Origin of the sequence: Pedobacter kyonggii (assembly GCF_004310665.1) — a bacterium.
Taxonomy (GTDB): domain Bacteria; phylum Bacteroidota; class Bacteroidia; order Sphingobacteriales; family Sphingobacteriaceae; genus Pedobacter; species Pedobacter kyonggii.
On the sequence record NZ_SIXF01000005.1, the window covers coordinates 175,154 to 195,982 of the forward strand.

At 38.1% G+C, this 20,829-nt stretch carries 19 protein-coding genes; 7 read left to right on the forward strand and 12 right to left on the reverse strand.

Annotated elements, in window-relative coordinates:
- Window positions 1–211: 211 nt before the first annotated feature.
- Window positions 212–1,444, reverse strand: a complete 1,233-nt coding sequence (locus EYS08_RS07795) for a serine hydrolase domain-containing protein (protein WP_131029486.1) — start codon at window positions 1,442–1,444, stop codon at window positions 212–214.
- A 68-nt stretch (window positions 1,445–1,512) separates the two neighbouring features.
- On the reverse strand, window positions 1,513–2,064 hold the full coding sequence (locus EYS08_RS07800) for a cupin domain-containing protein (RefSeq protein WP_131029487.1): 552 nt from the start codon (window positions 2,062–2,064) through the stop codon (window positions 1,513–1,515).
- Between the two features lie 201 nt (window positions 2,065–2,265).
- On the opposite strand from EYS08_RS07800, the gene EYS08_RS26635 reads away from it, so the two are divergent.
- Both EYS08_RS26635 and EYS08_RS07805 read left to right on the forward strand, forming a co-directional pair.
- Entirely contained in the window at window positions 2,266–2,403 is a 138-nt protein-coding gene (locus EYS08_RS26635) for a GxxExxY protein (protein WP_394343109.1), read from the forward strand.
- Complete coding sequence (locus EYS08_RS07805) at window positions 2,354–2,644, forward strand: GxxExxY protein (RefSeq protein ID WP_262711720.1); 291 nt, start codon at window positions 2,354–2,356, stop codon at window positions 2,642–2,644. Before EYS08_RS26635 ends, EYS08_RS07805 begins: the two co-directional genes overlap by 50 nt.
- A gap of 132 nt (window positions 2,645–2,776) precedes the next feature.
- Here the strand turns inward: EYS08_RS07805 and EYS08_RS07810 are convergent, their stop codons facing one another.
- From EYS08_RS07810 to pdhA, 4 genes are all read right to left on the reverse strand, one after another.
- Window positions 2,777–3,982 (reverse strand): DUF418 domain-containing protein, encoded by a 1,206-nt coding sequence (locus tag EYS08_RS07810; RefSeq protein WP_131029488.1) that lies wholly within the window; start codon window positions 3,980–3,982, stop codon window positions 2,777–2,779.
- Between the two features lie 113 nt (window positions 3,983–4,095).
- Entirely contained in the window at window positions 4,096–5,874 is a 1,779-nt protein-coding gene (locus EYS08_RS07815; RefSeq protein WP_131029489.1) for a DUF885 domain-containing protein, read from the reverse strand.
- 141 nt (window positions 5,875–6,015) lie between these two features.
- A complete protein-coding gene (locus EYS08_RS07820; RefSeq protein ID WP_131029490.1) occupies window positions 6,016–7,692 on the reverse strand; it encodes a 2-oxo acid dehydrogenase subunit E2 in 1,677 nt (558 codons plus the stop codon).
- A 29-nt stretch (window positions 7,693–7,721) separates the two neighbouring features.
- Window positions 7,722–8,717, reverse strand: a complete 996-nt coding sequence (pdhA, locus tag EYS08_RS07825; protein ID WP_029274973.1) for a pyruvate dehydrogenase (acetyl-transferring) E1 component subunit alpha — start codon at window positions 8,715–8,717, stop codon at window positions 7,722–7,724.
- Between the two features lie 495 nt (window positions 8,718–9,212).
- Here pdhA and EYS08_RS07830 point away from each other — a divergent pair, with 495 nt between their 5' ends.
- The 3 genes from EYS08_RS07830 to EYS08_RS07840 all read left to right on the forward strand — a co-directional run bounded on the left by EYS08_RS07830 (window position 9,213) and on the right by EYS08_RS07840 (window position 11,272).
- On the forward strand, window positions 9,213–9,770 hold the full coding sequence (locus EYS08_RS07830; protein ID WP_131029491.1) for a C40 family peptidase: 558 nt from the start codon (window positions 9,213–9,215) through the stop codon (window positions 9,768–9,770).
- Between the two features lie 177 nt (window positions 9,771–9,947).
- Window positions 9,948–11,045, forward strand: a complete 1,098-nt coding sequence (locus EYS08_RS07835; RefSeq protein ID WP_131029492.1) for a CapA family protein — start codon at window positions 9,948–9,950, stop codon at window positions 11,043–11,045.
- A 44-nt stretch (window positions 11,046–11,089) separates the two neighbouring features.
- Window positions 11,090–11,272 carry a hypothetical protein gene (locus tag EYS08_RS07840; protein ID WP_131029493.1) on the forward strand — a complete coding sequence of 61 codons (183 nt, stop codon included), beginning with the start codon at window positions 11,090–11,092 and terminating at the stop codon, window positions 11,270–11,272.
- Window positions 11,273–11,397: 125 nt separating this feature from the next.
- On the opposite strand, the gene EYS08_RS07845 is transcribed toward EYS08_RS07840, so the two are convergent.
- Window positions 11,398–11,583, reverse strand: a complete 186-nt coding sequence (locus EYS08_RS07845) for a hypothetical protein (protein ID WP_029274977.1) — start codon at window positions 11,581–11,583, stop codon at window positions 11,398–11,400.
- Between the two features lie 113 nt (window positions 11,584–11,696).
- Complete coding sequence (locus tag EYS08_RS07850; RefSeq protein ID WP_131029494.1) at window positions 11,697–13,739, reverse strand: M13 family metallopeptidase; 2,043 nt, start codon at window positions 13,737–13,739, stop codon at window positions 11,697–11,699.
- A 90-nt stretch (window positions 13,740–13,829) separates the two neighbouring features.
- On the opposite strand from EYS08_RS07850, the gene EYS08_RS07855 reads away from it, so the two are divergent.
- Both EYS08_RS07855 and EYS08_RS26315 read left to right on the forward strand, forming a co-directional pair.
- On the forward strand, window positions 13,830–14,762 hold the full coding sequence (locus EYS08_RS07855) for an SPFH domain-containing protein (protein WP_131029495.1): 933 nt from the start codon (window positions 13,830–13,832) through the stop codon (window positions 14,760–14,762).
- Window positions 14,763–14,885: 123 nt separating this feature from the next.
- Window positions 14,886–15,149, forward strand: coding sequence for an NAD-dependent epimerase/dehydratase family protein (locus tag EYS08_RS26315; RefSeq protein ID WP_244215890.1), 264 nt, complete (start codon window positions 14,886–14,888; stop codon window positions 15,147–15,149).
- Window positions 15,150–15,594: 445 nt separating this feature from the next.
- Here the strand turns inward: EYS08_RS26315 and EYS08_RS07865 are convergent, their stop codons facing one another.
- The 4 genes from EYS08_RS07865 to EYS08_RS07880 form a co-directional block, all read right to left on the reverse strand.
- Window positions 15,595–17,760, reverse strand: coding sequence for a carboxy terminal-processing peptidase (locus EYS08_RS07865; RefSeq protein WP_244215891.1), 2,166 nt, complete (start codon window positions 17,758–17,760; stop codon window positions 15,595–15,597).
- A gap of 270 nt (window positions 17,761–18,030) precedes the next feature.
- A complete protein-coding gene (locus EYS08_RS07870; RefSeq protein WP_131029497.1) occupies window positions 18,031–18,720 on the reverse strand; it encodes a tetratricopeptide repeat protein in 690 nt (229 codons plus the stop codon).
- A gap of 29 nt (window positions 18,721–18,749) precedes the next feature.
- Window positions 18,750–19,592 (reverse strand): isoaspartyl peptidase/L-asparaginase, encoded by an 843-nt coding sequence (locus EYS08_RS07875; RefSeq protein ID WP_131029498.1) that lies wholly within the window; start codon window positions 19,590–19,592, stop codon window positions 18,750–18,752.
- Window positions 19,593–19,685: 93 nt separating this feature from the next.
- A complete protein-coding gene (locus EYS08_RS07880; protein WP_131029499.1) occupies window positions 19,686–20,561 on the reverse strand; it encodes a cyanophycinase in 876 nt (291 codons plus the stop codon).
- Window positions 20,562–20,829 lie beyond the last annotated feature (268 nt).

Genomic DNA, 20,829 nt, shown 5'->3' on the forward strand with positions numbered 1-20,829 from the left:
TATTATAAAACGAAATTAAGGTAAATTGTTTTTTGATATTTATTTTTAAAGCGCAGTTACAGCAGCCAGATCAATGTTTGTTCCCGTTCTTTGCTTATCCTTTCGCTGCGCTACAGGGATGCCGCTTCGCCTGGGGCTAAGAAACCAATTCCTGCTCTCTTAGGATCGGCTAAGGCCCAATCAATTGACCCCAAAAGCCTAAATATGGTAATTAATCCTCGTCGCTTCCTGGCAAACTTCCATTGCCATGGTAAGCCCCTTTACGGATAACCGGCATGTTGAAATGCTTGTACAGCTCATCAAGATGCATTAAACTTCCATTAGTAAGGTTGCCTAAAAATATGATTACAATATTCTTGTCTAAATCCCGCACATAAATATGGCGGAAACCATGCCACCAACCCGTATGATAAACTACTTTGTCCATCTTTTCGCCATCAAAGATTCTCCACCCATATCCATAGTTAAAATGGCCGTTTATGGGTTTATTGCGACCTACATATGCCGAATCGAGACTCTTTTTGGTGAGTAATCTTCCGTTTTTCAAGTATTTATCAAATAATACCAAATCGTGTACCGTGCTATAAATGCCTTTATCTCCAACAGGACCGTCTAAAAAATTTTGTGCAACAGAATATCTAAAACTATTGCGGTCGTGACCAACTACATCAACCGGAATTTTTTCATACTCAGTGGTGCTATACACATGCGTATGCTTTAGTCCGGCAGGTTTAAACACATGCTCCATCATATACTGCGAGTAACGTTGTCCGGTTACCTTTTCTATAATGGCACCCAAAACCATAAAGTTTGAGTTGTTGTAGTGAAAACGGTTATCGGGTTTGGTATATGGGTTTGGTTTCCGCTCGGCAATAACATTCATTACTTCCTGATTGGTTACGCCTTTTTTCATGTTGCGTTTTTCTTTACGCCAGATATCGTCAATGAAGTACACATAGTTCATCATGCCGCTGCGGTGAGAAAGCAATAATTTCACCGTTATGCCCTCGTATGGGAAATTAGGATAGAATTTTTTTACATTATCGTTTAACGAAAGTTTTCCGGCTTCTACCAATTGCATAATAGCTGTACCGGTAAAGGTTTTGGTAATTGAAGCCAACTCAAATTCTGAGTTGATGGTTAAACTATCGCGGTGCAGGTAATCGGCCCATCCAACGGCTTTTTCGTAAAGAATTTTTCCATCTTTGGCTACCAGCATATTTCCGTTGAAATTGAATTTCCGGTGTAGGTTATCTACAAAATCAGCAATCCATTTATCACCTTTTTGTGGATTATAAACCAATAAGAGGCTATCTGCTTTGTCGTCATCTTTTGTGCGGATTTTTTTTTCAGCAGCCTTTTTCTCTTCAGATTTTTTGCTTGAACATGCAGTTAGTAAAGTTACAGAGAGGGCTAATGCTGAACATATATATCGAAAATTCATTTATATTAAGGATAGTGTATTTAAAACCCGAAAATTAAAGAATTTTAGACGGTTAAAACGAAAGAGTTTTACACATTTTCGCAATTTTGATTATACCAGCATTCAAATAAGTGACCTTTACTTCCATAAACGGGGTCGCTGTCTGGATTTTTCACTTTGGCTATGGCTTCATCTGCTTCAGGCCGCTCTTCAGCTTTGCCATATTTAATATCGTAGTCTGAGCCATTCGGGTATGCACCAACAACAGTGAAGTCATCGGTTGAGTTCAGTTTTTTATGTGCTACACCTGCAGGGATAATAATTACATCACCTTTATCCAGTTCTATACAAACACCATGATCGCCTCCAAACTGTACATCGGCCTTGCCACAAAACACACCCATTACTTCGTGCGTATTGCTGTGGTAGTGGTGGTAATCAAAAATACCATCAACCCAGGCATTGGTATACCCGTTCTCTGCGAAAACTTTCTTGATTACTTCTTCGGTATCATCAGGATGCAACCTGAATGTACCTTTGTAAATCATTAACGGTAAAGTAGGATTGTTCGGGAAATTGCCATTCTCCTCTATTTTATGTGCAACCAAATAGGCTTCTTGTATCAATTTTTCTTTGTCCATGATTTTGGGGTGTTTTAATAGTTAACAAAGTAATGGGCAAAGGGTTTAGCGTTATCAGGTTTTTCTCCCGCAGATTTAAGAAGATAGGCGCAGAGCTGCTCTCTTTTTCTTAAACTGAATTTATAATTTTGATAATTACAGAGATTATAATATTTTTAGTTAATCATCCTGATTTAAGAATACCCATTAAATTTTTATACTATGGATGAGAATGATATCTCCTATCAAATAAGGGGTGCAATATTTACAGTTTACAATGAATTAGGCCCAGGGCTATTAGAATCTGTTTATGAAACGGTACCTGGCTTATGTTTTAACCGAAAATGGCTTAGATGTTAAGCAACAGGTAAAATTACCAGTTGTTTTTGAAGGTATAACCCTCGATGCCGGCTATCGGATAGGTTTATTAATAAACGATCTGGTCATTATCGAAGTAAAATCAGTAGAAACACTTGCGCCTGTTCACCATAAGCAAGTACTTACCTATCTAAAGCTATCGGGGCTAAAACTCGGCCTGCTTGTTAATTTTAATTCTTCAAACATATCGCAATCGATCTGGAGAAAAGTTAATGACCTTTAATAAATGTTTTCTATAGATCTAAAAAGATTAATACAGATTTCAACTATTTTTATCTGCGCACTTTGCGAAATCTGCGGGAAACAATTTGCTGTTTGGGTTTTGTCCCGCAGATTTAAGGATGATTTGCACAGTTTAAGGTTGTTGATATTCAGTACTAGAGAAAAGAGGCTTCCCAGCTAACTTTTTAAGCGGTAATTTTTTTCCATAGCTTAACTGACGCCAGATCCATTCAATGGGGCCATAATTATACCTGGAAAGCCACCATTTGCTAAAGAAAACCTGCAGTCTGTAAATAATAATTGCCAATATTAAATAAAAGCCTATTGGCATTGACGTCCAAATACCAAGACCAAAGCCCGAAAAAATAAGCAGGCCTATCAGGTTTTGTGCCATATAATTGGTCAGGGTCATTTTACCCATAATAGCCAAACTACCAAAAAAAGTTTTGCATCGCTCTGAAATGTACAGCCAGCAAATGGCGCTGGAAATAAATAACATGGTGCTTAAAATTAGCCAATAACGTATGTTATAATAATCCTTAACGTTCCACTTTAATTTGTCGATAATAGGGAAATAGGCAGAAAGTACTAGGGTAACAGCCAATGAAATCCAAAACATTTTTTTTACCAGTTTTATTTTTGTTGGAAATGCATTAAAGAAATTGATCTTGTACAGGCTAAAACCCCATAAAAAACAACAGAACATTACAACATGTACCGTATATAAGTACGGCTTACTGATCATTTGGGCAACATAGGTGCCTTTTAGCCCGAAGTACAGTACGTCGACCAGATAATTGCTCCTGTAGAGGTAAAATAGTTTTGTGATATCCTCACGGCCAGTGTCGTGCAGCGAGTTGATAAAAGCACTTAGTGCCGGGATAATCAACAAGAGCACCAAGCTTACCACAAAAGTGGTTTTGGCTGAGCTTCGATAGAAAAATAACAGTAACATCCCCAAAATGGCATAATCTTTTAGAATGTCGCCAAAAAACAATGCGCTATTAATTAATGCGAGCACCAGCAACCAGAACATACGGCGCATAAAAAAAGTATAGGGATTCTTTCCCTTAGTGCTAATGTTATTCATTAAAACAGCAAAACCATAACCAAAGAGCAGGCTCAGCATTGTCCACGATTTGGCTGCAAAAACTGTTTTTGAGAAATACATCAAGCCGTCGGTTAAACTATCGGGCTTAAAGAGAACAGGGTCTTTATCCAGTACAAAAAAATCATAATAATTCATCAAAACAACACCCAAAAGTGCCCAGCCTCTAAGTATATCAATAATCATAGTGCGCTGATTGAGTTGAATAGGTTGGCTTGACAAGTTATTCATAGAGTAGGGATTAATTAGAATGTAGGATAGAATGTTTTTAGACTTAATAGTCCTCGTTGCAAACAAGGACAATGAAAGTAAAAAGAGGATACCATTTCTGATATCCCCTTTTTTTACTTCTGACTTGCTGCCCAGGCATTCATCTTCGCTTCAAAAACAGACAATGGGAACGATCCATCTTTTAAAACTGCAGTATGAAAAGCCGCCAGTTTAAATTTCGGACCTAATTCTTTCTCATATTTGGTTCTCAGTTCTCTTATTTTCATGGCACCAGTTTTATAACCTAAAGCTTGTGCAGGTATACCCATATAACGTTCAATTTCTGCTGTTGCACCTTCAGTGCTGATGGCTTCATTGTCTGTCATGTATTTTATGGCCTCTTCTCTGCTCATATTTTTTGTATGGATGGCCACATCAACCACTAAACGGATGGCCCTGTGCATTTCATCGCCTAAAGCGCCCATATGCTGGTAAGGATCTTGGTATAGGCCAAGTTCTTTACCCAACGACTCGCAATATAATGCCCAACCTTCTACATAAGCATTATGTCCGCCAAAACGGCGGAAATTAGGAAGCAACTTATTTTCCTGGGTTAAAGAAATCTGATAATGGTGACCTGGAATTGCCTCATGAAGAAAAAGAGATTCCATACCCGAAGTAGTGTTAAATGTTTTAGCATCTAAAATTGGCACATAAAAGATTCCGGGGCGTGATCCGTCTGCTGAACCCTGATTGTACTCGGCACTGGCCGATGCTGCTCTGAAAGCTTCTGTTTGGCGGATTTCGAAAGGTGTTTTAGGTTCAACATCAAACATCTTCTTCAAATTGGGTTTCATCCGCTGGTGGATATTCTCGAAGGCAGCTAAAACTTCTTTTGGTGTTTTATAAGGCATGAATTTTTTATCCGTTTTCATGTATTCGAAAAAAGCCTTCAAATCACCCTTAAAGCCAACTAAGTTTTTGATGCTGTCCATTTGGCCTTTAATACGGGCAACCTCTTTTAAACCTGTTTGATAAATCTCCTCGGGTGTTTTATTGGTGGTAGTTTGTTGTTTAACCAGATAAGTGTACCAGGCTAAACCACCTGGCATGGCAGAATAGCCAGAGGTAGTTCTTGTTTTTGGCAGATATTCGTTCTGCAAGTAATCGCCCAATTTTTTATAGGTAGGAACAATTACTTTAGTGATCGAATTGCGGTAGGCTTCTGTTAACTTTTGTTTATCAGCTGCAGAAAAACTTGCAGGCATTAATTTGATTGGCCCATAAAACAAACTCTCTTCGGGTGTAGCCACAACCATACTCTGCATCTGGGGGATCATTTTAATCACCAATGCTTTTGGCAATACAATACCGGCGGCAGCACCTTTTTTAAAATTGCCAATGGCGGTATCGGCCCATACCGAAAATGCATCAACACGTTTTAACCAATCTTCATAATTTTTTACGGTTTTAAAAGGCTGGATGCCGGTTCCAGAACCAAACTGGCCAATGGTTAAAGGCAAAGCAAACATCTGGTTAAACGGCAGGTATTCGAAATGATACTTAAACCCTTCCATATTAATATCCAACTGATCTTTTAAATAATCGAAAGATAATTTGTCGTTTGCACTTAGACTTTCTCTATCGTATTTGCCCAGGCTATCTAGATAGCGTTCGTTATAGCTTTTAAACTCTTTTATATAAGCTTGCGATCCGTCATTTGCCAAAAGATCGTTATAACGTTGATCTCCGATGTAAGTAGCGCTTAAAGGATTTAATTTTAATCCATCCTGATAATATTGCTCGCAAAGGGCCGAAAAGGCTTTGTTTTCTGCGGCATTATCAGAACTGTTTTTTTGCTTACAGGCAAGCATTGCAGTAATACAGACAGCAAAAAGAAATATCTTTTTCATTTATTTTGGGTTAAGGTTCTAATCAAAAATAGGAAATTAAGTCGCCATTTACGAAAAGCCTTAAACGCAAAAAAGCCATCCTAAAGAATGGCTTTTAAATTTTATAATGAGATCCTTCGACAAGCTCAGAATGACAAAGTATTATGCTAATAACCTGATTGGCTCTTCTAATAAACCTTTTAATGTTTGTAAGAACTGTGCTCCGGTTGCGCCATCAACCACACGGTGATCGCAACCTAAAGTCAATTTCATTACGTTACCAGGAACAACAGCGCCGTTTTTAACCACTGGAACTTGTTGTATAGCACCTACTGATAAAATTGCACCATCAGGAGAGTTGATAATTGAAGTAAATTCATCAATACCAAACATACCTAAATTAGATACGGTGAAAGTAGAACCTTCCCAATCTGCTGGCTGTAATTTTTTAGCTTTTGCTTTACCACCAAAATCTTTTACCTCTGCAGAGATGTGTGATAAAGATTTGCCATCAGCGAAACGCACTACCGGTACCAATAAACCATCTTCAACAGCCATTGCTACACCAATGTTGGTATGTTCGTTAAATCTGATTTTATCGCCACCCCATGATGAGTTAACAGCTGGGTGTTTTTTCAATGCAACAGCAACCGCTTTAATTACGATATCGTTGAAAGAAACCTTAACAGGAGCAACTGCATTGATTGCCGTACGGGCAGCCATTGCGTTGTCCATATCAATACTGATGGTTAAATAGAAATGTGGCGCTGTAAATAAACTTTCTGCTAAACGTTTTGCAATTACTTTACGCATCTGCGAAACCGGAGCTTCCGTAAATTTAACTTCACCAACAAACTGAGGAATAACTGGTGCTGGTGCTGCAGCTTTCTCTCCAGCCGGAGCTGATGCAGATTCTGCTTTTGCTGGCGCTGCACTTGGTTTAAAGTTTTCGATATCTTTTTTAATGATACGGCCACCTTCTGCGCTACCCGCAACCTGTGCTAAATCGATCCCTTTATCTTTAGCTATTTTCTTAGCCAAAGGAGATGCTTTAACGCGGCTATCGCTGTTGTCTGTAGTTGTACCACAAGATGAAGTTCTTGGTGTTTCAATTTCAGCAACATTTGCAGATTTTTCTTCTTTAGGTGCTTCAGCACTTTCAGCTTTTGGAGCCGGGGCTGAGCCGCCTGCTAAAATTCCGCTCACATCAGTACCTTCTGGACCAACGATAGCAATAATTCCGTTTACTTTTGCAGCAGCGCCTTTCTCTACACCAATGTGTAATAAAGTTCCGGTTGCATAGCCCATTACTTCCATAGTCGCTTTATCAGTTTCTACATCAGCAAGAACATCATCATCTTTTACTTTATCGCCAACTTTTTTATGCCATTCGGCGATTACACCTTCGGTCATAGTATCGCTTAATAAAGGCATGCGGATAACCGTAACACCTTTTGCAGCTAATTCTTCTTCGCTTAAGCCACCACCCTGAGCTGGTGCTGCCTCTTCTTTTTTCTCTTCAGCTTTTGGGGCTTCGGTGCTTTCTGCTTTTGGGGCTTCTGCGCCTTTTTCAGCCTCTAACGCTGCTTTATAGTCTTCGCCTTCTTTACCAATAACGGCCATGATGGCATCAACAGGAACGGCTGATCCTTCTTCTACACCTATGTATAAAATCGTACCATCCCAATAAGATTCCATATCCATTGTTGCTTTGTCAGTTTCTACTTCTGCCAAAACATCGCCGCTTTTCACTTTATCGCCTACTTTTTTATGCCACTTTGCCAAAACCCCTTCGGTCATGGTGTCGCTCATTTTGGGCATTTTAATTACATCAGCCATTATATCTAATTAATTGAATCTTATTAATATTAGTCCATTACGTAAGGGTAGTCCTGCTGCATATATACATCTTTGTATAATTCAGATGCATCAGGCCAAGGAGATTCTTCAGCAAATTTTACTGCTTGATCTACAATTGCTTTTACTTTAGCTTCTACTTCTTCAATCCAGGCTTGATCTGCATACTTTTCTTTAAGAATCGTTTCTCTTGCATGCTCAACTGGATCTTTTGCTTTATAATCTTCTAATTCTTCTTTGGTACGGTATTTTGCCGGATCTGACATTGAGTGACCACGGTAACGGTAAGTTCTCATTTCTAAGAAAGTAGGCCCTTCACCTTTACGTGCACGTTGGATCGCTTCGTCCATTGCATTGTGAACAGCAACCGGATCCATACCATCAACTGGCGCACATGGCATATCAAAACCTAAACCTATTTTATAAATATCGGTCATGTTAGTGGTACGTTGTACTGAGGTACCCATTGCATAACCATTGTTTTCGCAAACAAAAATAACAGGCAATTTCCAAAGCATGGCCATGTTAAAAGTTTCGTTTAATGCACCCTGGCGCACAGCACCATCGCCCATATAACAAATGTTAACATTATCAGTTCCTTTGTATTTTTCTGCAAAAGCAACGCCAGCACCTAATGGAATCTGACCGCCAACAATTGCATGACCACCGTAGAAGTTATGCTCTTTACTGAACATGTGCATTGAACCACCTTTACCTTTAGAGCAACCTGTAGCTTTACCGTACATTTCTGCCATAATACTATCAGCACTAACTCCCAAAGCTAAGGCATGAGCATGATCACGGTATGTTGTAATCATTGAATCACCTTTTTGCATTGCAGATATTGCACCTGCAACTACAGCTTCTTGTCCAATGTATAAATGACAAAAGCCACGTATTTTTTGTTGTCCGTATAACTGGCCAGTTTTTTCTTCGAATTTGCGCATAAGCAACATCGACTCAAACCACTTTAACCAGGTATCTTTATTTATTTCTACTGCACTCATTTTAGGGTATTTGTTTTTTGCGACAGCAAATCTAATTTTTTTATTGTAATTTTTGGCACTTTTTAGTGTAAAAACATCATAGTATAAGGGTTGTAATCAGATTTAACAGTTGTTTTACAATTAAATATAAACCCTGGCTGCTGATATCGATTTAACAGCGATTTCTTATAATTAAATCAACACCCTTTATCATAATATGGAATCAATTTATTCTGAAATTTAATTCTGTATATACGCTTATTCTCATAATTTAAAATAAAATCGAATTATTCCTGTTTAGTGTAATTAAGTAAATCGTTTTTTGAGAAAAGATGAGTTTTTAGGAGATGTTTATAACAAAAAATGATGGCGGAAAAACAAAAATGTTAATAACTTTCGTTTTTTAACGTTCAATATTTGGATAACATTTGTATAATTAATACTTTTGGCAACCAACAATAAGCCCATGTGGTGTACGTTAATGTGTAAGTGAATACCCAAACATAACTGTATAACATGATTAAAAAAATTTTGTTTTCCACTCTAATTGCTATTTGCACGCTCTCTGCTGCATTTGCGCAAACAAAAACAAAAGAATCTGGTAAAGAATTAAATGATCCCGACAACCTAGCATCTCAGTATTTTTCGCAGGTTATGGGGGTTGCTGTAGATGCAACTTCGAATTTAAAACTGTACAAGTTTATTTACGAATGGATCGGAACTCCTTATAGTTACGGTGGAAACACCAAAAGAGGCATTGATTGTTCGGCTTTCACTAAAGCGATTTACGATAAAGTTTTCAACACTACCATCAGAAGAAATTCTCGCGATATTTTTAGCATGGTAGATCCATTGTCTAAAGAAGATTTAAAAGAGGGCGATTTAGTTTTCTTCAAGATTAAAAGCAGAAGTATTTCACATGTTGGTATTTACTTGGGCGATAACAGATTTGCACATGCATCAAGTTCTCGTGGTGTAGTAATCAGCAACCTTAACGAACCTTATTACAGCCGTTATTTTTACAAGGGTGGGCGTGTGTTAGAATCGTTCAAGAAAGAATTTACAGTAGAATAGATCAGTTGGCACTTTTCAGTTAACAGTTAAAAACATACACAATCCTCCTGAAGTAATTTTGGAGGATTTTTTATTGAACTAGCATTTTCTCTCAACCGATCGTCGTCCTGCCCCGAAACTTCTGGATCAGGATCTTTATAGTTGTTAGAAGAGGCCAAACAACCTGCAGAACATCTAATGAAGCTTATTAATACAACTTTAATCTTACCTATTATCCTAATTGTTTTAATTAGCTGCACCAGTAATAATGCACAGATTACTGCCTCTGTAGCCAAACAGGATACGGTGATCAGAAAAATAAAAGATACTATATCCATTACGGCTGTAGGCGATATTATGCTCGGCTCCGCTTTTCCATCTAAAACAAACCTCCCCCCTGATGATGCTGTAAACAGCTTCCAGGCGGTAGATAGTTTATTAAAAGGTGATATTGTTTTTGGGAACCTCGAAGGTTGTTTCCTTAACTCAGGCAATTCGAACAAATGTAATGGCATTAACCCGAATAACTGCTACGCTTTTAGAATGCCAGAGCGCTATGCCGGGATATACAAGGATGCAGGATTTAATGTTTTAAGCATCGCCAATAACCATGTTGGTGATTTTGATGCCAGGGGAAGAAAAAATACAGCAAGGATTTTAGATTCGCTGCAGATCCATTATGCCGGACAAGTAAACAAACCTTTTGAAGTTTTTGAAAAAGACAGTGTAAAGTACGGATTCTGTGCCTTCGCACCGAACGAGAATACAGTCTCAATTAATAAAATCGACAGTGCCAAGGCTTTGGTTGCCCGTTTAAAATTGATGGCGGATATTGTAATTGTTTCTTTTCATGGCGGTGGTGAAGGAGCAAGGTTTGAACATGTTCCCCGTAAGAACGAGATTTTTTATAAAGAGAACAGAGGTAATGTTTATGCCTTTGCACATGCTGTTATTGATGCCGGTGCGGATGTAGTGTTGGGGCATGGCCCGCATGTAACCCGGGCTGTGGAAGTGTATAAAAATAAATTCATCGCTTACAGTTTAGGTAATTTTTGCACCTATGGTATGTTTAGCTTAAAAGGCAATAACGGTATTGCGCCCTTGCTTCAGCTAAAAATAAATGCGAGGGGCGATTTTCTATATGCAGATATCGTATCAGTTAAACAGGATAAGATTAACCGTTTAACCCTGGATGATAATCATCGTGCCTTTAAACGGATTAAAGAATTGACAGATATTGATTTCATTGGCCATCAGCTAAAATTCGCTGATAACAGGATCAGTTTAAAAGATTAATCTTCTGCGACATCAATCTCAATTTATTTCAGAATATTTGCCTTATGAAAAAAGGATTAATACTTCATTATATTATAGGTATTGCAGCTGCAATTTTAGTATTGGCAGCAGCCTACTATATCAACCAAAATCCCGAGAACCTGTTGTCTGCAGGAATTATAATCCTGGCGGGCTGCCTGGTTGCTTTTAGCCAGTACCAAATCATCAAACACAAAAAGAAGCAATAGTATGATGACAACTGTTGTCCACGCTACAAAGGCTAATAATTTTAAAGACGGCTATCTTGGTCTGGCCATCGGGGCAGCTATAGTACTCTTTCTGCTGTCCAGAAAGTTTAGAAGGAAGGCTTAAACTAACTCTCATCTTTCGTATTCTTTACCAGGCCAATGCCCGAGACAAAGAATATAAGTCCGATAATGCCATAAACCATTAATCCCCTAGTATTTTCGCTATGGCTTACAAAGCCATAGCCTGCGTATATCAATCCAATTATACCAAGTACGGTTAATATGGTTCCAAAAGTGCGTTTTACATTCATAGGGTTGTTATTTAATAAGATAAAGACAAAATATTATCGATTTTGTTTTAAGGAAACAAAGAAGCCCATCTCATTAACTGAAATGGGCTTCTTTTATTAGATGAAAGAACCGTTTACCACACACCTAACCGGTTTGTTGGAGCTATATACATTTTTGCTGTTGCAGGAATGTTGAACGCCTTGTAAAATGCTCCCATATTGTACACGGGGCCATTTACACGGAACATTTCTGGGCTATGTGGGTCTGTTTTTAATCTTACACGCATACTTTCATCGCGGGTTTTGATTCTCCATACCTGGGCAAAGCTTAAAAAGAAACGTTGATCAGGAGTAAAACCATCAATCTTTTTATCGCCTTTTCCCTGCTCAGTTAATTTAAAGGCATCGTATGCAATGTTTAAGCCACCAATATCGGCAAGGTTTTCTCCCAGTGTTAACGAACCATTTACATGCTGATTATCCAACAATGAGAAGTTGTTGTAAAATGTTTCTACTTTACCTGCTTTAGCTTTAAATTTATCGGCATCGGCTTTTGTCCACCACTCTTTTAAATTACCTACTGCATCGTACTGGCGACCCTGATCGTCAAAACCATGTGTCATTTCATGACCAATTACAGCACCTATTGCACCGTAGTTAATGGCGTCATCTGCAGCAAAATCAAAGAACGGGAACTGTAAAATCCCAGCCGGAAAAACAATTTCGTTGAAAGACGGATTGTAATAGGCATTAACGGTCGGTGGAGTCATTCCCCACTCGGTTTTATCAACATTTTTGCCGAGTTTATCCATCATTTCTTTGTAGGCATGTTTACCTGCCGACTGAAGGTTTGCATAATAAGTGTTCTTCGAAACCTCGACATCATCGTACTTTTTCCATTTATCAGGATAGCCGATTTTTTTGATAAATGCGTTTAGTTTTTCTAAAGCTTTCTTTTTGGTTTCAGGTGTCATCCAATCTACCTTCTGGATTCTTTCTGCATATACTTTCTGTAAATTGTTTACCAGCGTTAACATACGCTCTTTAGCCTCTGGTTTGAAATACTTTTCGGCATATAACTGACCTAAAAGTTCACCCAAATTACGATCGGTTGCATTTACAATGGCTTTCCATCTTTCTGTCGGTGCTTGTTGACCATATAATGTTTTAGAGAAAAAATCGAATTTAGCATCTCTGAATTTTTTGGTAAAGGCATTTGCCGATCTGTTTAAAGCATCAAACTTTAATTTTTCTTTCCAGATTTCGATAGGTTGGCTTTTTACCAGGGCTGATAAAGTTTGATAATATTTTGGCTGCCTCACAATAACGGTATCCGTACTTGCCCCCAGTTTACTTAAAACAGATTTCCACTCAATGTTCGGTGTCTGTTTTTGAAAATCAGCCACGGTCATTTTGTTATAGTTTTTCTGTGGATCGCGTAGTTGAACTGGAGTAGAATGCGACTGCGCAATAGCCGTTTCCAGTTTTAAAATATTGTCGGCATATTTAGCTGCATTAGCAGAATCGCCTGCCAGGCTAAAAATTTTTGTGATGTATTTGATGTACTCGGCTCTGATTTTTTTTGCCTTATCATCTTGTTCTAAATAATAACTGCGATCAGGCAGGGTAAGACCGGACTGCGAAAATGATAAAGCATTTTTGGTGCTTAATTTGTCGTCTGGATCAACGCTAAAGCCCAATAAATCTCCCTCACCATCTTTATAGCCGTCAGCAACAAAGCTGATTAAATCCTTATCGTTTTTAATCCGATCTATTTTACTTAAGAGCGGCTTTATAGGTTCGATACCTAACTTCTCAATGGTAAGGGTATCCATTCCACTGGTATAGAAATCGCCAACTTTCTGTTCGGTACTTCCTTTGGCTGCATTAGCTTTTGAAGCGTTTTCAAGAATGCTATTCAGATTCTTTAGGTTATCATTGTATAAAGTATAAAAAGAACCCCAGCCTGTTTCTGTTTTAGGAATTTCAGTGTTTTTCATCCATTTCCCATTGGCATACAGGAAAAAGTTATCACCAGGGTTTACAGAGGTATCCATGCCGGCTTTATCGAAAAATTCGGTACGTGTATTCGCCACATCGGCATCTTGATGGCTTTTATTCTGGCAAGCCGCAAAAAGCAATACGCCGGCCGCCGGAAGTAATAATTTAATTTTCATTGTATATAAGTTAGTTAGAAAAGCTTAAAGCTACAAAATGCCTAATGTAGTTTGTATGAATTTTTTATAACTTCATAAAAAAATCTAATTATGCAATACACCGTTTACATTATAGCTGCCGTAGGATTTATTATCCTGCTGAGCTCGTTTGTTACTGTTAAACAGGGAACCATTGCGGTGGTAACCGTTTTCGGTAAGTACCGTCGCCAGTTAAGACCTGGTTTAAATTTTAAAATCCCATTAATAGAGCAGATTTATTCTCGCATTTCCATTCAAAACCGTTCTGTAGAGTTGTCGTTTCAAGCGGTAACACAAGATCAGGCCAATGTATATTTTAAAGCTATGCTGTTGTATTCTGTTGTAAACCAGGATGAAGAGACAATCAAAAATGTAGCTTTTAAGTTTGTAGATGCAACCAACTTAATGCAGGCATTAATCAGAACAATTGAAGGTTCGATCAGGGCATATGTGGCTACACAAAAGCAAGCAAATGTATTGGCACAACGCAACGAAATTGTGCTTCATGTTAAGGAACAGATTGATCAGGTTTTAGATGGCTGGGGTTACCATCTTCAGGATCTTCAATTGAATGATATTACTTTTGATGAAGAAATTATGCGTTCAATGAGTCGCGTAGTAGCCTCAAACAACTTAAAAGCAGCGGCTGAAAATGAGGGCCAGGCATTATTAATTACCAAAACCAAAGGTGCAGAGGCCGACGGTAACGCGATCAAAATTGCAGCTACTGCCGAGCGTGAGGCTGCACAGTTACGCGGGCAGGGTATCGCTTTGTTTAGGGAAGAGGTTGCAAAAGGGATGACCAATGCTGCGCATGAAATGCAACAGGCTAACCTTGATACATCGGTAATTCTTTTCACCATGTGGACAGAAGCCATTAAACAATTTGCAGAATACGGCGAAGGTAATATCATTTTCTTAGATGGTAGTACCGAGGGAATGAATAAAACCATGAAAGAAATGATGGCAATGCAGCTGAGTCAGAATCCTCCGAAGAAAGACTAGAAGTATTTTTCATACAAAAAAGACTGTTGCAGTTGGCAGCAGTCTTTTTTTTACGTTAATTATTCGTTTTGGCTAAATGAAGAATAGATTAACCTAAATTGTTTCTATAAAATTAATTGAATTTTGAGTGATGATGAGATTCGATTTATTTCAGATCGATGCGTAATTGTTGTACACTATTTAAAAATTAATTATAATAAAAGTTTTTGTACAGGCGCAACCGGATTTGTCGGTTCTGCAGTAGTAAAAGAATTAATTAGCGCAGGCCAAGAGGTTTTGGGCTTGGCACGGAATGAAGCGGCTGAAAAAGCACTTGTACTTGCTGGAGCTGAAGTGCATAAAGGTGACTTGGAAGACTACAGCGTTTACAGGAGGGCGAAAAGTTAGCTGATGATATTTCCATACTGGCTTTATCCATGTGCTGCCAGATGTTACCATCCAACAGTTAAATAGATTAAAGATAAATGTGGTTTAGTGTCGGATAGGAATATCCGACACCACGAAATTCCGAATGTCTAATATACTTTTAGAGTTGTCAACTTTTTAGCGAATTGGTTATTAAAGTTGACAACTCTGAAATCCAATTACAAAAAAGGCCGCTTTAGTTTGCTAAAGCGGCCTTTTACTATGTCTATCGTCATGCTGATTTTGTTTACAAGTAGAAGCAGTACTTTTAATTGTCTTGTAGCTACTACTTGGTCAGCATCTTTTCCGCTAGGTAGACCCTGAAATAAATTACCTTCGGTGAGCTCGCTTAAAGCTCGGTTTACTTCGTAGCTTTCCGCTGCGCTACAGGTCAGGGTGACGAGTATGAATTAAAATATATTTCTTCTTAGTTATTTTTTGGCATCACGCCTAAGTTCATTACATAGTTGCCAGATTGTTGCATAAAATCGCCCATTACTTTTAACGATTCATCTTCAATAAAATCGAAAGCATCCTGCTTGGTAATTTTATCTCCTTTTTTAATGGCAGGTAATCCTCTTAATGCTCTTAATTCATTCTGTCTGGCAAGCGTTTTAGCTTCTTGCGCATCGCGCTCAGCTTTAAGTTTTGCTTCGTTTAAAGTTACAGAAACTTCATTATCACGTTTTTTAAGATCAGCAATATCTTGTTTCAGGTATTTAAAATCCAATGAGTTTGCGATACGCTGCTCGCTGTTTTTAACCAACTGTGCTTTAACAGGAGTCAGATTTGCAACTGCTTTAAAGTTAGAGCTTGGAATAACGTCCCATGGTAAGGCTGATGATTCAGTATCTTCTCCAATTTTATCCATCGGATAAACTGAAGGGAAAACAACATCGGGTGTTACACCTTTATGCTGAGTGCTGCTTCCTGCTACACGGTAAAATTTAGCCATGGTTAGATTAATTTGGCCTAAATTGATATCAGCCGGGCTTGCTCCACTTGGCGATGTGCCAACGGTTTTGTCTTTAGAAATTAATCCTGCTACCCTTTGTAACATACTTGGGTTTACCAGTTTATTTAGGTCGATAGAAGATTGAACGGTACCTTTACCATAAGTTTGGCTACCCATAATGATACCACGGCCATAATCTTGTATTGCACCAGCGAAAATTTCTGATGCAGATGCACTTAAACGGTCTACCATCACACCAAAAGGCCCATCCCAGGTTACACCGCTATTTTCATCCTCATCCACTTCAATTTTACCGCGTAAATCTTTCACCTGAACTACCGGACCTCTATCGATAAATAAACCGGTTAATGAGATGGCTTCAACAAGTGAGCCTCCACCGTTTCCACGTAAATCCATTACAATTGCATTTACCTTATCATATGTTTTTAACGAGTCGATTAATTTTCTAACATCGCGGGTAGTGCTTTTGTAGTTTTTATCACCTGCATTTGCTGCTTTAAAATCAGCATAGAACGCCGGTAGGGTGATAATCCCGATTTTATAATCTTTACCATTACTGTTAATGGTTTTAACTTTTTTCTTGGCGGATGTTTCTTCCAAAACAATTTTATCGCGAACCAATTCGATAATTACTGGTTTAGATGACATTTCTTTTCCAACTGGGATAACTTTCAAACGCACTTTGGTTCCTTTCGGGCCTTTAATTTTCGATACTGTGTTATCCAATCTCCAGCCTACTACATCAACAAATTCTCCATCACCTTGGGCTACGGCAATAATGCGATCGCCAGCACTCAGTTGTTTCCCCTTAAATGCAGGCCCACCAGCAATAATTTCAGAGATTTTAACTACCTCATTTTCTAATTGTAAACGGGCGCCAATACCTTCAAAAGAACGCGACATATCTTCGTTAAATGCTGCTGCGTTGGTTGGGTTAAAATAATTGGTATGTGGATCAATAGATTCGGTAAAAGCATCCATCAAAATCTGGAATACATCCTGATTATTGGTTTTTGAAGTTTGCGACTGTAGGTTCTGATAACGTTTAGTCAATGTTTCTACATTCTTTGCTTCAGCTGTTCCGGCTAAATTTAAATTGATCAGTTCGTATTTAACACGTTTTTTCCAGGTATCGTTCAATGCTTCTGAAGAAGTTGCCCAAGGCTGCTTCTCTCTATCGTATACATAACTGTCGGTTTGATTAAAATCGTATTTTGTTTTAATCTGTGCTAAAGAATAGGTAAAATATTCGTTTAATCTTTTGGCATAAACGTTATAGATGAAAAACGGGCCACTTAGATCGCCATTTTTGAAATCATCATCCAAAGTGTATCTGTATTTTTCAAATTCCTTAATATCCGAAGCCAAAAAGTAATTTTTGCCTTGATCTAAAGATTTGATATACTTATCTAAAATGATCGAAGATATAGAATCGTTGATCTGAATTTTTTTATAATTATAACTCTCAATTAAATTTACAACCTCTTTTATAACTAGTTGTTGCTGCTCATCTGGTTTTACGTTGGTAACACCCTCAACTATTGGCTGAGTTTTAGGTGCAGCATGACAAGCAAGTACTGCCGCAGTAAAAATTACAAAAAATATTCTCTTTAACATCTCTTTAAATGATTTAAAATCCATTTCCAATTCTATATAGCCAATATGATACCATTTTAGCAAAAAAACAAAAAAGAGACAGCATTATTACCGTCTCTTGTTAAAACTTTATCAAATCTAACTAAAAGCTTTTTATTTAACAATTTCCTATGTAGAACGTTGATCGTTATTTTTTGTTTTGATGGGTAATCAAAATTTGACCGATTACAGATCTTTAAGGGCTATATTCTCAGTAATATAAGAAGTTTTACAGAAAAATAAGTATTTAAACTAGCTTGGGTTTACCTTTTTACTGGTTGTTTTGCTGGCAATCATTTCCCTGGCATCTTTGATCTGCGTTTTGTACTGGGTGGTTTTGATCGAGTTTGCTAGCCATTCGGCCGATTTCAGATCTCTCAGTGCAAGTGTAAAATCTTTCTTTTTAATTTTAACCTGAACAATACCTAAAATAGATTCGATATAAGCGTTGTTGCTTTTTAACTGTTTTGCCAATATACCTTGCTGTGTATAAAACCACATCGATTGGGTATACTTGGTATTGGCCAAATAAACTTTGCCTAAAAGATTATAGGTGTTCATTACTCCTGATCTGTTTCCAGTTTTAGAGTAATTTTTTAAAGCCACATTTAACAGAATTTGCTCAGCATCAGTGAAACGGCCAAGTTGATAATGCATACTGCTCATCTTGATAACTGCCTGTCCGTACCTGTTGAAGTTTTTTACGGCATTATACTCGAAAGCGGCTTTGCCAAATAAGGTGAGGGCTTCGTTATAATCGCCTTTTCGCTCTAAATCTTCTGCTTCCTCAAAAAAGGAATTGCCGTCTTCCAGGTCAAATTTAGATACTGCTATATTTATAGCACTACCGTTAGGTTCTTGGATCTCAGATTTATCTATATTTTGAGCTTGTAGTTGTAATGATGCAAAAAGGCCTATTAAAGCCAATACAATCTTGGTCATGCAACAAAAATAATACTTTAAATCTAATTTCAGCTAAATACCTGTAAATTAACATCAAAAGATGCCCAAACCATGTATGCGTGTGAGTCGCAATGATACACTTCGCCTGCTGCAGAAATGCCTACAACGCCTGCAAAGCCATCAAAAGCTTTGAGTTCAGCAAAAGATTTATCTGATGCTTCCTTTAAAGAAAAACCATCGGTAACACGGGTTACAATTTTTGCGGCTAAGGCACCGCTTACAATATCTTCACCTACTCCGGTACAAGAAATACCTGCATATTGATTGGCATAGTTGCCCGCAACGGTTGCAGAGTCACTCACCCGGCAAGGGATTTCGAATCCTTTTCCCCCTGTGGAGGTTGCGGCTGCTAAATTTCCATCTGCATCGAGTGCTACACAACCAACCGTTCCTTTATTGTTCTTTTGGTTTAATTTAGCTTCGTATTCTGATTGGCGCTGTGGGGTAATCGGATCGAAATATTCAAATCCGTTTGTTCTTGCAAATTGCTGGGCACCATCATCACTGAGTACCCGGTCATCATATGTTAATAGGTTCTGCGCAATCTGTATAGGGTTTTTAACATCTTCAACATTAATTACACCACTAAATTTTTCTGTTTTACCATCCATTAGAGCTGCGCTCAATCTCACCTTTCCATCACTTTGAATCTGCGAACCGATGCCTGCATTAAATAATTCGTTATCTTCTAATAGTGCAACCGTATAAACCACGGTTTCTAAAGCAGTATGTGTTTTTAGATATTCGTGTCCGAGCGTAACAATCGAAGCCAAAGCATCTTGTTTAGCCTTTTTCGTTTCCTGGTTGGTAGACGATTCGCTGAAGAAGCCGCCATGTATGATTAGTTTCATTTTTTGAGTATTGTTGTATTAAGTAGCAAGTAGTAAGTATCAAGATTGGGTAAGTCCTAACTGAAAATCGCCCACTGTTAACTGCTAACCGAATTACCCTATCGGAACAACCTTTGGATGATGAATCACCAAGCTATGGTCTGTTAAATCATAAACGTCGCCATCGCACATTACATGTACCACCATGTTTTTAATTGAAACAGGCTGGCCCATTTCTACATCGGTTAAATTGGTATCGGCCATATTGCGGCCATCTACTAAAATTACCATGCCAGAGCCGATGGCTTCCATCGTATGACCATCAGAGATGAAAAGCCCGGTATCCTCGCCGAGACCAATGCCTAAAATACCAGGATTGCTGGCAGCTGCATATAACAAGCGGCCAATCCTTCCACGCTGAACAAAATGTGTATCAACAATAACATCATCAATAAAACCTAATCCACCGGTAATTTTAACCTCCCCTTTAAGTAAAGCATCTTTGCTGCTACCCTGATAAATCATGTTTTTAGAGCTTGCAGCAGCTCCAGCTGAAGTACCAGCAATTACTACGGGCTCATTTCTGTATTTTTCCAAAAGGATCTGATGGATTTTTGTTCCACCGAAAATTGAAGAAAGACGAAGCTGATCGCCACCGGTAAAAATAATTACCTCTGCTGCTTTGATACGTTCATAATTTTCATCAGAATTGGCCTCTTCACGATTGGTAATGTTAAGAACACCAACATTGTGTACGTCTAATTGTGCATAAGCCTTGATGTATTCTTCACCAACTTTTTCGGGCATTAATGATGCTGTGGTGATGATCTCGAAACGAGATTGAGTATCTCTTAATGATTCTGTAGTAATCCGTTTTAAAATTCCACGCTCAAAAAAATTCATATTCTCAGGCAGTCCAAATTGCGTTTCTGCGAAGCTACCTGTGTTTATTGCGCCACCAATGATGATGAGTTTACCTTTCGGAACCATTCTTTGTGTATTATAATTGTATCAAAAAACCCAAATATATAGGCTTATGATAAAAAACACGACTTTTTTTGTCAAGAATATTCAATTTATTAACAAACGTTAAAATATTATAACCTAAAATTAACAGGATTGTGCTTGAAAATAAAACAAATACACCTTAAAATTGATTTAGCTAAATGGAACGTCTAATTTCAAAATAAATGCATAATTTACCATCATCAATTTTATTCTAAAAATTGAGTTAAAAAGGCTGTCCCAAACGCTTGTT